Source organism: Oscillibacter sp. CAG:155 (assembly GCA_000436875.1).
Classification (GTDB): domain Bacteria; phylum Bacillota; class Clostridia; order Oscillospirales; family Oscillospiraceae; genus Oscillibacter.
The window spans coordinates 9,273-23,292 of record FR890903.1 but is presented as its reverse complement, the minus strand read 5'-3'; the positions used below and the strand labels follow the sequence as shown (position 1 = coordinate 23,292).

The following is a 14,020-nucleotide window of genomic DNA, read 5'->3' as shown; positions in this document are numbered from 1 at the left end:
ATTGTAACGGAGTAACAGGTTTGACCGCGGTATCAAACCGGTCAAACTGAACAGTCGCTACGGCAGGATTCTTGAAATCCTGCCGTAGCTTGTAACGTTACAAAGAATTTGGCCCACACATAGGAGGAAAAGCATTGTTATCCTATACATTGAAACGGCTCTGCCAGACGATTTTCGTTCTCATCGGCATCACACTGATTACGTTCATCCTGCTGAATGTTGTGCCTGGCGATCCGGTCGCCATGATGCTTGATAAACGTGCGGACGAACAGACCATTGAGATGGTACGCCACGCGATGGGCCTGGATGTTCCGCTGCCGCAGCAATACCTGAATTTTCTCAAAGGAGCAATCCATCTGGATTTCGGCAAATCCTACTTTACCAATGAAGTGGTGACGGACGCCCTGGTCCGTGCCTTCATGGTCACCGCCAAGCTGGCTGCCATGGCCTTTGTGTTTGCAGTGGTCATTGGCGTCATCTGCGGCGTCGTGGCTGCGGTAAACCGGGGAAAGTGGATCGATTCGCTTCTCATGACGCTGTCCATGGTCGGCGTTTCCGCCCCGGCTTTCTGGGTGGCCATCATCCTGCAGATCGTGGTTGGCCTGAAGCTGGACCTGCTTCCCATCTCCGGTTTTGACGGGATTCCCAATTATATCCTTCCAAGTATTGCACTGGGTACCAGATATGCGGGAAGTATTGCGCGTATCACCCGAACCAGCATGCTGGATGTGATCAAACAGGACTATATCCGTACCGCCCGCGCCAAAGGCGTGACCGAGCGGCTGGTCATCATGAAGCACGCATTGAAAAATGCCATGATTCCGATTGTGACACTGGTGGGAACGGAGCTTGGATATATGCTGACCGGCTCCATGCTCATTGAGAAGGTGTTTTCCATTCCCGGAATCGGAAGTCTGGCAGTTGACGGTATGACAAATCGAGATCTCCCGCTGCTGCAGGGCACGGTCATGTACATCGCTCTCGTGTTTGTTGTTGTAAACCTGATCGTCGACCTTTCTTATGCGTTTATCGATCCGAGAATTCGGTATGGCAAAGGAGGGGACTGATGAAACTGAATTTTTTTAACCGGCAGAAGAAGTATGAGCAATATGTCCTGGATGGCGGATTGGAGTATTCCAGTTACTATAAGGACAGCATCAAAAGACTCAAAAAGAACAAGATGACCATGTTCTGCTTTTGGGTGATTGTGCTGCTGGTTCTGGTCGCCATTTTCGCCCCGCTCATTGCCCCGTATGATCCCAATATGCAGGACTATGCCAATATCCTGAAAGCTCCGTCCAAGGTCCACTGGCTGGGAACGGATGAATACGGAAGAGATATCCTCTCCAGAATCATCTATGGCACCAGAGTCTCCCTGAGCGTCGGTATCCTGGCACAGGTCATCGCCACGGTGATCGGCGTGACCCTGGGCTCGCTGGCCGCTTATTACGGCGGTTGGGTGGACACCCTGATCTCCCGTATCATGGAGATCTTTGCAGCGTTCCCGGACCTGATCTTTGCCATGGGAATCATGTTCGTTCTGGGCCCCGGCATCAAGAACATCTTTATCGCTCTGGGCCTTCTAACCTGGGTGCGCACCGCCCGGCTGATCCGCGGCGCCGTGCTCCAGCTGAAGGGGAAGGAATATGTGGAAGCGGCAAGGGCAAGCGGTGCCTCCGACTTCAAAATTATCACCAAGCATTTGATCCCCAACAGCATTTCCACCGTAATCGTTCTGGTTACGTTGGGTATCCCCAACGCCATCATGTATGAAGCATCTCTGAGCTTCCTGGGCATGGGCATCCAGGCGCCTACGGCCAGCTGGGGCTCCATGATCAGCTTTGCCCAGCCCTACATCAGCTATATGCCCACCTACAGCATTTTCCCCGGCATTGCGATTATGATCACCGTGATTGCCTTTAACATTTTTGGAGATGGTCTCCGGGATGCGTTGGATCCCAAGATGAAGAACCAGTAAGGAGGCCGACATGTCAGAAAACTTACTTGAAGTCAAAGACTTAAAGACGTACTTCTATACGGACAACGGCGTTGTAAAGTCTGTTGACGGCGTCTCTTTTGTGGTCAAGAAAGGTCAGACCCTGGGTATCGTCGGCGAATCCGGATGCGGCAAGAGCATTACCTCTTTGTCGATCATGCAGCTGATCGAGTCGCCGCCGGGAAAAATCGTAGGCGGTGAGATCCTCTTTGAAGGGGAGGACCTGCTGAAAAAGAGCAAAAATGAAATGCGGAAGATCCGCGGCAGCAAAATTGCTATGATCTTCCAGGAACCCATGACTTCGCTCAATCCTGTTTTCACTGTTGGGCAGCAGATCATGGAGGCCCTGAAAATCCACACGGGTATGGACAAGCATCAGGCCAAGGAGCATGCCATTGAAATGCTGAAGCTGGTCCGCATCCCCATGCCGGAAAAGCGCTTCAACGAGTATCCGCACCAGCTCTCCGGCGGTATGCGTCAGCGGGTGATGATCGCCATTGCGCTGTGCTGTCATCCGCAGCTTCTGATCTGCGACGAGCCCACCACCGCTCTGGATGTGACCATTCAGGCCCAGATCCTGGACCTGATCAGTGACCTGAAGGAAAAACTGGGCACATCCGTTATGATGATTACCCACGACCTGGGCGTCATCGCGGAGATCGCCGATGACGTGATGGTCATGTACGCCGGCAAAGTTGTGGAATACGCATCGGCGGATGAGATCTTTGACTCGCCCAAGCATCCCTATACGTGCGGCCTGATGGACTGCATCCCCAAGCTCACGGACGAGGGACAGGAGCGGCTGCATGTGATCAAGGGCATGGTGCCCAGCCCTGATCAGATGCCCAAGGGATGTGCGTTCTGCCCCAGATGCAAGGATTCGAAAAAGATCTGCGAGGAGAAAATGCCCGAACTGGTAGATTTCAACGGGCATAAGATCCGCTGCTGGAAATATACCGATGAATGGGAGGGTGGAGAATGAACGAAGAACAAAAGGCGCCTTTGCTGGAAGTGAAAGACCTGAAAAAGTGGTTTCCTTCTTCTAAATCTCCCTTTTCCGGAAAAAAGCAGTATGTCAAAGCGGTAGATGGTGTCAGTTTTACACTCCACTATGGGGAAACCCTGGGTATCGTCGGTGAGTCCGGATGCGGCAAATCCACCATGGGACGCTCCGTGCTCCGGCTTCTGGAACCCACGTCTGGTCAGATCTTCTTTGAGGGCAAGAATTTCACCGCTCTGAACAAGAAGGAACTGCGAAAGTCCAGAAGTGAGCTCCAGATCATCTTCCAGGACCCCTATGCGTCCCTGGACCCCAGAATGACCATCGGCGACATCATCGCCGAGCCCCTGGATATCCAGCTCAAGCTCTCTGAGAAAGAGCGGATGGAGCGGGTCCTCAAGATGATGGAGCGCGTGGGTCTGAACACCCGTTATGTAAATCGCTATCCCCATGAGTTTTCCGGCGGACAGCGCCAGAGAATCGGCATCGCGCGGGCCATGATCCTCAATCCCAAGGTGGTCGTCTGCGACGAGCCTGTGTCGGCTCTGGACGTCTCCATCCAGGCTCAGGTCATCAACCTGCTGAAGGATATGCAGAAGGAGATGGGAATGGCCTATATTTTCATCTCCCACGACTTCAGCGTCATCAAGCACATTTCGGACCGCGTGGCCGTCATGTACCTGGGACGGGTGATGGAGATCGCAGATAAGAACGACCTCTATAAGCACCCCATGCACCCCTACACCGTCGCACTTTTGTCTGCAATCCCCGTACCGGACAGAAAGCACAAAAAAGAGAAGATCGTCCTGGAAGGCGATCTGCCCAGCCCGGTCAATCCGCCTTCTGGCTGTGTGTTCCATACGCGCTGCCCGAGAGCTCAGGAAATCTGCAAGACTCAGGTTCCACAACAGAAGGATTACGGCAACGGCCATTGCTGTGCCTGCCATTTTCCGCAAGAATAAAGGGGAAAGAAAACAATGAAGATTACCAGCATTAAAGTTCGGAAGACAGATATCCCGCTGAAGGAGCCGCTTCGGATTTCCCTGGGTGTTATCACCCATTCCCGGAGCGCGGTGGTTTCCGTTGAGACCGATGAAGGACTGGTGGGCTACGGTGAAGGTGCCCCCGGCATTCTGATCACCGGAGAAACCATGGAGGGCACCGTGGAGAGTATCCACATCTTTGAGCGGGACCTGATCGGCACCGATCCCACGGATCTGGAGAAGGTGTACTGGATTCTGGATCATGCGGCGGCCCATGCGCCCTGCGGCAAGGCCGCCATCGATATGGCCTGCTATGATCTTCTGGGCAAGAAAGCCGGCCTTCCGGTCTATAAGCTCCTGGGCGGACATGCCAACTACATCGACACCGATATCACCGTGGGCATCGACCGGCCGGAGATCATGGGCGAAAAGGCAAAGGAGCACGTGAAGGCCGGGTTTGACACCATCAAAACCAAGGTCGGCACCTCCTTTGAAGAGGATATCGCCCGCATCAAGGCCATCCGTGAGGCGGTGGGCGACGATGTGAAGATCCGCATCGATGCCAACCAGGCATGGAATGCCAAGGAAGCCGTCCGGATGATCGAGCGTCTCAATGAGTATAATCTGGAGCTGGTGGAGCAGCCGGTGGCCTATCACGATATCGCCGGCCTGGAGTATGTTACCAAGCACACCAACGTGCCCATCATGTCCGACGAGAGCTGCTTTACCGCCAAGGACGCCCTGCGTCTGGTGGAGCGCCGCGCGGTGGACTATCTGAACATCAAGCTGATGAAGTGCGGCGGCATCCGGGAGGCCCTGAAGATCAATGCCATCTGCGAGTCTGCCGGAATCGAGTGCATGCTGGGCTGCATGGCGGAGGAGAGCAATCTGGCGATCACTGCAGCGGCCAGCCTGGGCGCGGCGGTGAAGAACATCACGCGGGCGGACCTGGATGCGACCTTCTCTCTGACCGACCTGCCGTTCAAGGGCGGCATCCGGGTGGAGGATACCAAGCGGCTGGTTCTGCCCGAGGAGCCTGGTTTCGGCTTTATCGGATTTGATCAGTAAGGAACAAAAGGCAGGAGAGAGGTTGCAATGTATCAGGATCTATCTTATATGACCATACCGCTTCCGGAGGACATTCAGAAGCTGAAGACTTATGGTGATTTTGCCGGTGCCGGCAAGATGGTGGATTACTTTCTTGGTAAGGAAATCCCCAAAGCACTGCGGGAACGCCTCCTGATCGAAAAGGATGTCCTGCGGGTGCTGGGCAGAAACGAATATCCCTATGGATATGAGGAAGCACTGGACATCATGACAAAGCACATCCGGGACTTCAAAAAGGAGGAACTGGATGAGCTGAAGGAGATCGGCGCAGCGGACTGGGTCTACATCAACGGTGAGGTACACTTCCAGAGACGGTTCTATGAGAATCTGATCAAGACCCGTCCCGACCTGGCGGAGCGCGTCATTCTGGCGGATGTGGACGATGCCCGTTCCAATGAGCTCAAACAGAAGCTGCTCAACGACAATGTCCGCTATATGAAAGAGCACGGCGGCAGAACGGTGCGCACCCGCATCCGTGCCACCATCCAGGCGGCCAAGGGCGCGGAAGAGGTGGGGCGGAAGGTCTTCGTGCACCTGCCGATTCCCAAGGTGTGCCAGCAGGTCTCCAACATCGAGATCCTGGATGCCTCTCCGGAGATCACCTCCATCGCCCCGGAGGACGCGGCACAGCGCACGGTGTACTTCGAGACGGTCCTGCAGGAGAATCAGCAGTTCATGGTGGAGTATGCCTACGACTACCACGTGGATTATGTGGAACTGGACCCGGAGAAGGCGTCGGCGGAGCAGCCTGATTTCTGCACCAATGAGCAGGCACCCCACATCGTGTTCACACCTTATCTCAGAGCCTTGCTGGAGGAGATCCTGGACGGGGAGACCAATCCGGTGAAAAAGGCCAGAAAGATCTATGACTTTGTGACAACAAAAGTCATGTACTCCTATATGCGGGAATACTTCACCATTCCCTGCATCCCGGAGTATGCCGCGCTGAATCTGAAGGGCGACTGCGGCGTGCAGGCCCTGCTGTTTATCACGTTGTGCCGTATGACCGGAATCCCCGCACGGTGGCAGTCCGGCCTGTATGCCACGGAATTCTACACTGGCTGCCATGACTGGGCTCAGTTCTACGTGGCCCCCTACGGCTGGGTGTTCGCGGATCTGTCCTTCGGCGGGAGCGCCTGGCGTATGGGCAATACGGAGCGCTGGAATTACTATTTCGGCAACCTGGATATTTTCCGCATGCCGGCCAATTCCGAGATCCAGGCGGAGTTCATCCCCGAGAAGAAATGGCTCCGCATCGACCCGGTGGACAACCAGAGGGGCGAAATGGAGTATGAGGACCACGGGCTTGCCTTCCAGGACGTGATCGTCAAGGAGACCCTGATCTCCATGGAGGATCAGTAAGTCCGGGAGACCGGCTGACGCAGCCCCTTTCAAGTGAAACTCCCCTCAAAAAGCTGCAAAAAGAAAAAGCACCGGAAATTCAAAGGAATTTCCGGTGCTTTTTTGCGGCTGTTCTGGGAATTGGACCTGCGATTTTCCGTACGAAGAGAGCTTTGATGCCTTTCCGCCTGATCCCGCTGCCGCAGGGGCCTCTGATGAATTTTTCGGCCCGCTGGAGAATTATGGGGAAGCATCCACAAACTTGTCGATGGGACCACAGGGGGACGGACGCTTTCCGGTGTCAGGGGCGCTCCCGCAGAGGAATATAAGATTTGTGTGCGCTGACAGCCTTGTAGGCGGGGCGGATGATCCGGGCGTCCGGACTGCAGCATTCTTCGATGCGATGCGCACACCAGCCGGGCATCCGTGCACTGGCAAAGACAGCGGTGTATAATTCCGGGGGGATTCCCAGCATCTTGTATACGAATCCCGAGTACAGGTCCACATTGGCGCAGATCGGCTTGTCTCCGCCTCTCTCCTGTAAAAGGATCTCGGGGGCCAGCTGCTCGATCCGTTCAATCAACTCCAGTTCCGGGGCCAGTCCTTTCTTTTCGGCCAGACGGTGTGAAAACTGCTTGAGGATTACGGCCCGGGGATCTGACACAGTGTATACCGCATGTCCCATGCCATAAATCAATCCGGTTCCGTCGCCCAGCTCCTTCCGGACGATCTTTGCAAGACAGTCCTTCACCTCCGCAGAACTGTTCCAGTTGTGGACATGGGCCTTGATGCACTCCAGCATCTCCATCACCTTTATGTTGGCTCCGCCGTGACGGAAGCCTTTCAAAGAACCGACAGCTGCCGCGATGGCGGAGTAGAAATCCGTCCCGGAGGAGGTCATGACGCGGCAGGCAAAGGTGGAGTTATTTCCGCCGCCGTGCTCAGCGTGGAGGATCAGGCAAAGATCCAGCAGACGGGCTTCCTCTTCTGTAAAGTGGTTGTCCCTGCGCAAAGAGTAGAGAAAATTTTCCGCAACACTGAGATCCGGGCGCGGGCAGTGCAGATAGAGACTTTCCCCGTCAAAATAGTGGCGTTTCGCGGCATAGGCGTGGGCCACGATTGTGGGAGTCCGTGCGACCATGCGGAAGGATTTGAACAGTTCGTTCCACAAAGAGCGGTTTTCTGCTTCTCCATCGTGGGAATGGAGGGTCAAGATACAGCTTTCCAGCTTGTTCATAATGTTGCGGTTGGGAGAGCGGAGAATCATATCCTCTGTGAAATAGCTGGGGAGACAGCTCCAATGGGCGATCAGAGCCTGAAATTTTTTCAACTGGTCCGCATTGGGAAGGCCGCCAAACAAAAGAAGGTATACCACTTCTTCAAAACCAAACCGCTCTTCACAAATACATTGCTGGATGATTTCCTGGATGTCGATGCCGCGGTAAAACAGACGTCCCTCCCGTGGAACTTTTTGACCGTCAATCAAATCATAGCCGTTTACATCGCCTACGGCGGTGACACCCGCAATCACACCGGTGCCGTTGGGATACCGCAATCCCCCGCATAACGGTCTGATCGTTCTGGTAGGAGGGAAGCGTGATATTACTGCGGAAAATGCCCTCCAGATCGTGGGCGGCCCGCAGGCGGGGACCTCTGAGATGTGAACTAAAGCGATTGACGACTTTAGTGAGTCTACCGATGCATTTAAGCCCGCTAACTTTCTGGATCTGTTTAGTTCTCTCAAGGCCCTGAAGATCCGCATTATGAATGATCTCAATTACACCGCCTCTATGGAGGTTCCCGGGGCACATCCGCAACGCACGTGTCCTATTCTGAGGCCTTTACTCCTCTGCAGCCCAAGATGATTGACAGACCCCTAGCCAGGCATAACTATTCCATCCAGATGATCCGTCTTTTCAAGATGTATTTCCAAACGCCGCCGGTGGCATCCAATCTGTTCGTTGCCCAGTCGATGACGGGCCTGGATGTTGTGGGAATCTCCAAGAAGGCGCTTCCCTTTATGGCGGTGCTGATCATCTCGATGATAATCGTCGCATTTGTCCCTGCTGTTTCGATGGGGATTCTGAGCCTTTTCGGCTGAGTGCCCACAGCAAATCTGCAAGCAGACGCCCTGCGGAAATTCCGCAGGGCGTCTGTTCGCATAAATGGCGGGTGGGCGCAGTTCGGGGACAATGTTTTCCGGACAGGATGGCGTTAGCTCGTATGACGGAATCTCCGGCGGTATTCCTTTGGCGTCGTGTGGTAAACCCGGTCAAATTGCTGGCTGAACGCCCGCATGTCCGGAAATCCGGCCTCCATGGAGATATCCAGAATGTTCTTTTCCGTGTGGGCAAGAAGACGGCAGGCGTGTGTCAGGCGAATACTATAAAGGTACTCTTTGAATGTCAATCCCAGCTTCTTTTTAAATAAGCGGGAGAGGTATTCGCAGGAGATGTTGTACAGGCTGGCCATATCTTTCAGCATCAGGGGCTCTGTGTAATGGGTGTTGATGTATTGGATGATGTCCTGCAGGCTCGACTCCCGGTCAGAAAGCCGGCAGGAGGAGCCGGCTTTTTTGGGGCGGCTGAAATGTTTTGCCAGCGTATAATAGATCATACAGATCAAACCGTGGATTTGCAGCAGTTCCAGGTCAGACTCAGCACTGTCCTGATGAAGCTCCCGGGTGTAGGAATAAGTGCGGCTGGCCTCATACAAATGGGTCATCAGATTTTTCAGTTCCGAAATTCGTTCGGGACAGATGGAAAGGTCAAACTCCAGAGCGTCTAGATCGGGACACAAATTCTGCCAGAAGTTCATGTCCGCCACCAGAGAAATGCCCCGGTGATCCCCTACGGAATTCTCACCTACATAATGGAGCTGGCCGCTGTTGACCAAAATCAGCTGCTGATTCTGCACATCGTAGCACTGACTGTCCACCCGGGCACGAAAGCCCCCCTGGAGAAAATAGCAGATTTCCACATTGGTATGCCAGTGCAGAGGCAAGTGAGCATTTTCGTCCTCATTGAACAGAATTTTGCCGGGAATCCTTGGGTCGCGCAGTCTTTCACTCAGGAACAGCATCTTCACTCACCTCCTGTATTGAATATATTTTACCCGGAAAGTTTCCCACTTGCAACAAAAAGGTCAGGGCACCGATCTTTCGGTGCCCTGGCCCGTTCAAAAGGCGGCTATCAGTACTGCCAGCAATTATAGTGGAAAGCGGGGACCTCGGGTTCGCCGGTCATCTCCTTTTCGTGTTGGCAGAATTTAATGTAGTCATCATGGATGCGGACGATGTCCTCCCCCTCCATTTGAGGAACGACGCGGCTGGCCTCGGTCAGGAAGTGCATTTCATCCCGGCCCATAGCGCGGCCCTTTCGGGTGTGCAGATCATAGGCATAGTCAGGAACCTGGGGCTTTTTGCCGTGTTCCCACTCCTTGATAATCTGGTTTTTGATATTGTCGGTGGTGCGCTCCTTGGTGCACCGGCAGAGGAAGCGGATGGCGTGCATGAAAAACAGAGGCTGATCGCCGTCAGAATAGGGGAACTCCTGGGCAATTTTGAAAAGGGTATAAACCTGCTGGGGTGCCTGAGGATTGCCAAATCCCACATCCTCCACAGAGATGGCAAGCAGCCGGCGCCACATCTTTTCGTGGAACTGGGGGCTGGTAATGTACATCTCATAAGCGGCAGCCAGTGCGTTTTCCTCCAACCCGCGGCGGATGGATTTTTGCAGCATGGAAATCAACTCATCGCCGGGGATGCCATTCCGGGACTGGATATTGGACCAGGGATCATAGGACATAAAGGCTTCTTTTTCCATTTCTTGTTACCTCCTCAGATAGCGAAATTCACTGCAGCATGGAAACCAGACTCTCCAGTTCCGTACGCACATCGGCACCATTGTTGAGGATGTTGTCCATGGCGATGACCACGTAGTCGTGCAAGCCACTGGAGGTATAGGTGTCGGTCTCAAAGCCGGGATAGGTGTAGGCGAATTCCTGCTGTTCCACGCCGGCCAGCTGGGCGGGGGCAGCGTTCTGCAGGAATTCCTCACTGGCAGCCACAGACTTCAGGAAGGGCAGGCGGGACTCGCCGGAGAGGATCTTCTGGCTGACTTCATAGGACTGCAGGTACTGGATGAAGATCCAGGATGCCCAGCGGGTGGCCAGGTCGCCGCTGTTATCCAGCATGCTGACAAGGAACCCTTCCGCGTAGTCGGCCTTGGTGCCGTCCTCAAACTGGGGAACAGGAGCGCAGGACCACTCGAATTTGTTGCTTTCAGGGATCTTCATATTGATGAACTCGCCTTCGTTGCCGGAGCTGATGTACAGCTGCACCTGCTGGTTGGCGAAGGGACCGGAGAAGAAGAAATCCTCACCGGGAGTGCGGATGATTCCGCGCTGGACCATATCCTGATACCAGGAGATTACGTCTGTCGTGCCATCCATGTCATCGGCGAAGAGCAGCTTGCCGTCCCGGTCGGTATAGCCGATCCCTTTCTGCTCCACCAGGGTGGAGAAGCACTTGACGCCCTCGTCCCAGCCGCCAGCCGGCCGGCCGGTGATTTCAGAGATCTTGGTGCAGACATCCTCAAATTCTGTCCACGTGGTGGGAACCGTCAGGTTGTTCTCCTTGAAGAAGTCCACGTTGTAGTACATTACCTCGCAGGCCACATAAAGCGGCAGGCTGTAATAGCCTTCCACCGGATAACTGCAGCTGTCCTCGATGTAGATGTCGTAGTAGTCGTCCAGGTCCAGGCCGTAGTTCGCGTTTTCAATGTACGGCGTCAGGTCGACTACGCACCCGGCCTGCAGCCAGTCCACCACAGAAGCGGCTTCTGTCATGGTCACGTTGGGCATATTACCGGCCTTAATGGCGGCGGTGACGGCATTTTCCAGATCGGACATTTCACCCTTGGCATAGGACTCCACAGTGATGCCCATTTCGGCACCAATACCGTTGTTGAAATCGTCCACGATCTCATTCAGGGTCTGCTGCATGTTTTCCTGGACAATGCCGTGCCAGAACGTGATGGTGATGGGCTCGGACAGCTCCACCTCCACGGACGCGGGGTCCACCGGTTGGGTCTCGGAGCTGTCAGGAGTACTGCCGCTGCCTCCGCAGGCGGTCAGGCTGAACACCATGCACAGCGCAAGAAACATACTCAACCACTTTTTCATATCGTACCTCCAAAAATATTTATTTTGGGCATCAGCCCTTGGTACCACCGGATGCAACGCCTTCCATAATTTTTTTATGGAAAACGATGTAGAAGATGACCATGGGGAGCAGCACAATACAGGCGGCTGCCATCTGGTTATGCAGATTGGAACTGGATGCCTGCCGGAACCGCAGAAGGCCCACAGAAAGCAGGGTGTGCTCGTCAGAGAGAGTGACGATCAGGGGCCACATGAAGGAGTTCCATGCGGTAATGAAGGTCAGGATTGCGACAGTGACAATCGCGTTGATATTCATGGGGACCACAATTTTGATCAGGAACTTCAGATTGCTGCATCCATCCACTTTAGCCGCCTTGAAAAGGGACGGCGGCGTCTGCATGAAGTATTCCTGCAGCATGAAAATGTAAAAGCCGTTGGCCACTGTGGGCAGTACGATGCCGGAGAATGTGTCCAGCAATCCCAGCTGGCTGCACGTTACATAGTTCTGGATAATCAAGATCTCCGAGGGAACCATCATGGTCAGCATAAACAGGTAAAAGCAGATGTTTCGGCCCGGAAAAGAGTAAATGCTGAAGGCGAATGCACCGAGGATGGAGAACACCAGCGTCACCACCACACTGAGAATTCCCACCCAGATGGTATTGCGGAAATACAGGGCAAAGGGCACCAGATTCCAGGAATACGCATAGTTTTCCCACTGGGGGGATTCCGGGAACCACTGGGGGGGAATGGAAATGGCCTCCGGCAATGTTTTCAAGGAGGTGAGAAGCATCCAGATAAAGGGAAACATCATCACCAGTGCGCCCACAATCAAAATTGCATATTTCACAGCGGTCAGAACCGTCTTGCGGGTATCCCGGATCCGCAGGTCCGTCTGTTTTCTCTTCATTGTACGGCCCCCTTATACGTAATGAATAAACTTCTTGGACACAACCCGCTGTACCACCGTGATCAGGATGATAACGATCAGGAACAGGATTGCCGCAGCTGCCGCGTAGTTTACTTTTCCCTGGTCATAGAACATCCAGTAAATGTAGTACATGATGGTGATTGCCGCGTTTCCGGAGCCTGCGGTCCCGCCAGAAAAAGAGACAAACATGGCGTACACCTCGTTGAAGGTTCGGGCGACATAGATCACAGAGACCAGAATGACCATCCAGATGGTGGGGCTCAGCAAGGGAAGGGTGATGCGGAACAGCGTCTTTGCCGGGGAGGCACCGTCGATCCTGGCCGCCTGATAGACCTGCGGACTGATTTTTTGAAGGCCTGCCAAAAACAGAAGGATCTTGAATGCCAGACCGTTCCACACGGAGAAGATGGACAGGCTCACGATCATCAGGGTCGGATCGGTGAGCCATTCTTTCGGACTGATACCAAACAGCTGCAGAAAGTAGTTGATATAGCCGTAATCCGAATGAAACAGCCACAAAAATGCCATGCCGATGGCAATGGTAGAAGTTACGTAAGGCAGGAAGTATATGGTCTGAAACAGACCCTGCAGCCGTTTGATAGAATTGATCAGCAGGGCAGCGCCCAGCGCCAGCACCAGCGTGATCGGCAGTGCGATGAGCAGCAGGATCAGCGTATTTTTGCAGGCCATCCAGAAAGTAGAATCCCGAAGGACCCAGGCGAACGAGGAAAGGCCAAACCCCTCTCCGGTATTGGTAATGTAGATGTATTTTTGATAAAAGGCCGTGCGCAGGACCATGATTAAGGGGTATATGGTAAACAACAGCAGCAGCGCCATTCCGGGGAGAATGTAGAGGTATGCCCATCCGCTGCGGACACGCAGGGTTCCGTCGCTCATTTCAATCAGCCGGGACTTTTGCTGCTTGGAAATTTGCGCCCCTTCTTTTACGTTATTGTTTCGCATAGCACAGCCCCCTTACAGGCGGACACCCGTCTCAGCATCAAACAGATAGCAGCGCTTTTCCGACACGCGCACGCGAATCTCCTGACCAGGACGCACGTATTCCTCAGCGTTGAGAAGTGCACGAATCGGCTGATCGGCCAGCAGGAAAGAGACGACCTGGTCCTGCCCCCGCATTTCCACATCCGTAAGCGTAACGGCAAAATCATCACCCAGTGACCATGCCTCGGGCCGAATTCCCAGTTTGGCGGGGCCGGAATAGTCGGAGCCGCAGTGGATGCGGACGCCATTCTGCAAAACTGCCCAGCCCTGATCGACCTGGACATCCACGTAGGAGATGGGTGGATTGCCCATGAAAGACGCCACAAAACTGTTGGCCGGATTCAGATACATCTCATGGGGATCAGCGATCTGCTGCACCACGCCCTGCCGCATCAAGACGATCTCGTCCGTGATGCTCATGGCCTCTTCCTGGTCATGGGTAACGAAAATGGTGGTCCCCTTGGATTCCTGCTGCATCCGGCGGATTTCCATCCGCA

The 14,020-nt window shown here is 54.1% G+C and carries 14 protein-coding genes; 7 read left to right on the top strand and 7 right to left on the bottom strand.

The window, feature by feature from the left end; all coding sequences use genetic code 11:
• Positions 1-134 precede the first annotated feature (134 nt).
• From QZL67_RS05620 to QZL67_RS05595, 6 genes are read left to right on the top strand one after another with little or no spacing between them, the layout of a single operon-like run.
• Complete coding sequence (locus QZL67_RS05620; RefSeq protein WP_022289771.1) at positions 135-1,067, top strand: ABC transporter permease; 933 nt, start codon at positions 135-137, stop codon at positions 1,065-1,067.
• Positions 1,067-1,978: an ABC transporter permease gene (locus QZL67_RS05615; RefSeq protein WP_022289770.1), complete on the top strand. Its 912-nt coding sequence runs from the start codon at positions 1,067-1,069 to the stop codon at positions 1,976-1,978. The genes QZL67_RS05620 and QZL67_RS05615 overlap by 1 nt, the downstream gene beginning before the upstream one ends.
• A gap of 10 nt (positions 1,979-1,988) precedes the next feature.
• Complete coding sequence (locus QZL67_RS05610) at positions 1,989-2,978, top strand: ABC transporter ATP-binding protein (RefSeq protein WP_022289769.1); 990 nt, start codon at positions 1,989-1,991, stop codon at positions 2,976-2,978.
• Positions 2,975-3,958, top strand: coding sequence for an ABC transporter ATP-binding protein (locus tag QZL67_RS05605; RefSeq protein WP_022289768.1), 984 nt, complete (start codon positions 2,975-2,977; stop codon positions 3,956-3,958). Before QZL67_RS05610 ends, QZL67_RS05605 begins: the two co-directional genes overlap by 4 nt.
• Positions 3,959-3,973: 15 nt before the next feature.
• On the top strand, positions 3,974-5,047 hold the full coding sequence (locus tag QZL67_RS05600; RefSeq protein ID WP_022289767.1) for a mandelate racemase/muconate lactonizing enzyme family protein: 1,074 nt from the start codon (positions 3,974-3,976) through the stop codon (positions 5,045-5,047).
• Between the two features lie 27 nt (positions 5,048-5,074).
• Positions 5,075-6,448, top strand: coding sequence for a transglutaminase-like domain-containing protein (locus QZL67_RS05595; RefSeq protein ID WP_022289766.1), 1,374 nt, complete (start codon positions 5,075-5,077; stop codon positions 6,446-6,448).
• 280 nt (positions 6,449-6,728) lie between these two features.
• Here QZL67_RS05595 and QZL67_RS05590 read toward each other — a convergent pair whose 3' ends face one another.
• Positions 6,729-7,982: a citrate synthase gene (locus QZL67_RS05590; RefSeq protein ID WP_022289765.1), complete on the bottom strand. Its 1,254-nt coding sequence runs from the start codon at positions 7,980-7,982 to the stop codon at positions 6,729-6,731.
• Positions 7,983-8,288: 306 nt separating this feature from the next.
• Here QZL67_RS05590 and QZL67_RS05585 point away from each other — a divergent pair, with 306 nt between their 5' ends.
• Positions 8,289-8,528, top strand: a complete 240-nt coding sequence (locus tag QZL67_RS05585) for a TRAP transporter large permease subunit (RefSeq protein WP_292919936.1) — start codon at positions 8,289-8,291, stop codon at positions 8,526-8,528.
• Positions 8,529-8,641: 113 nt separating this feature from the next.
• Here the strand turns inward: QZL67_RS05585 and QZL67_RS05580 are convergent, their stop codons facing one another.
• The 6 genes from QZL67_RS05580 to QZL67_RS05555 all read right to left on the bottom strand — a co-directional run.
• Complete coding sequence (locus QZL67_RS05580) at positions 8,642-9,508, bottom strand: AraC family transcriptional regulator (protein ID WP_022289764.1); 867 nt, start codon at positions 9,506-9,508, stop codon at positions 8,642-8,644.
• Positions 9,509-9,618: 110 nt separating this feature from the next.
• Complete coding sequence (locus tag QZL67_RS05575) at positions 9,619-10,251, bottom strand: hypothetical protein (RefSeq protein ID WP_022289763.1); 633 nt, start codon at positions 10,249-10,251, stop codon at positions 9,619-9,621.
• A 28-nt stretch (positions 10,252-10,279) separates the two neighbouring features.
• Positions 10,280-11,611: an ABC transporter substrate-binding protein gene (locus tag QZL67_RS05570; protein WP_022289762.1), complete on the bottom strand. Its 1,332-nt coding sequence runs from the start codon at positions 11,609-11,611 to the stop codon at positions 10,280-10,282.
• A 31-nt stretch (positions 11,612-11,642) separates the two neighbouring features.
• The gene (locus QZL67_RS05565) at positions 11,643-12,500 is read right to left on the bottom strand and encodes a carbohydrate ABC transporter permease (protein ID WP_022289761.1); all 858 of its coding nucleotides are present in this window, start codon (positions 12,498-12,500) and stop codon (positions 11,643-11,645) included.
• A gap of 12 nt (positions 12,501-12,512) precedes the next feature.
• Entirely contained in the window at positions 12,513-13,484 is a 972-nt protein-coding gene (locus QZL67_RS05560; RefSeq protein ID WP_022289760.1) for a carbohydrate ABC transporter permease, read from the bottom strand.
• Between the two features lie 12 nt (positions 13,485-13,496).
• On the bottom strand, positions 13,497-14,020 hold a 524-nt coding region (locus tag QZL67_RS05555), incomplete at its 5' end, for a TOBE domain-containing protein (protein WP_292919934.1).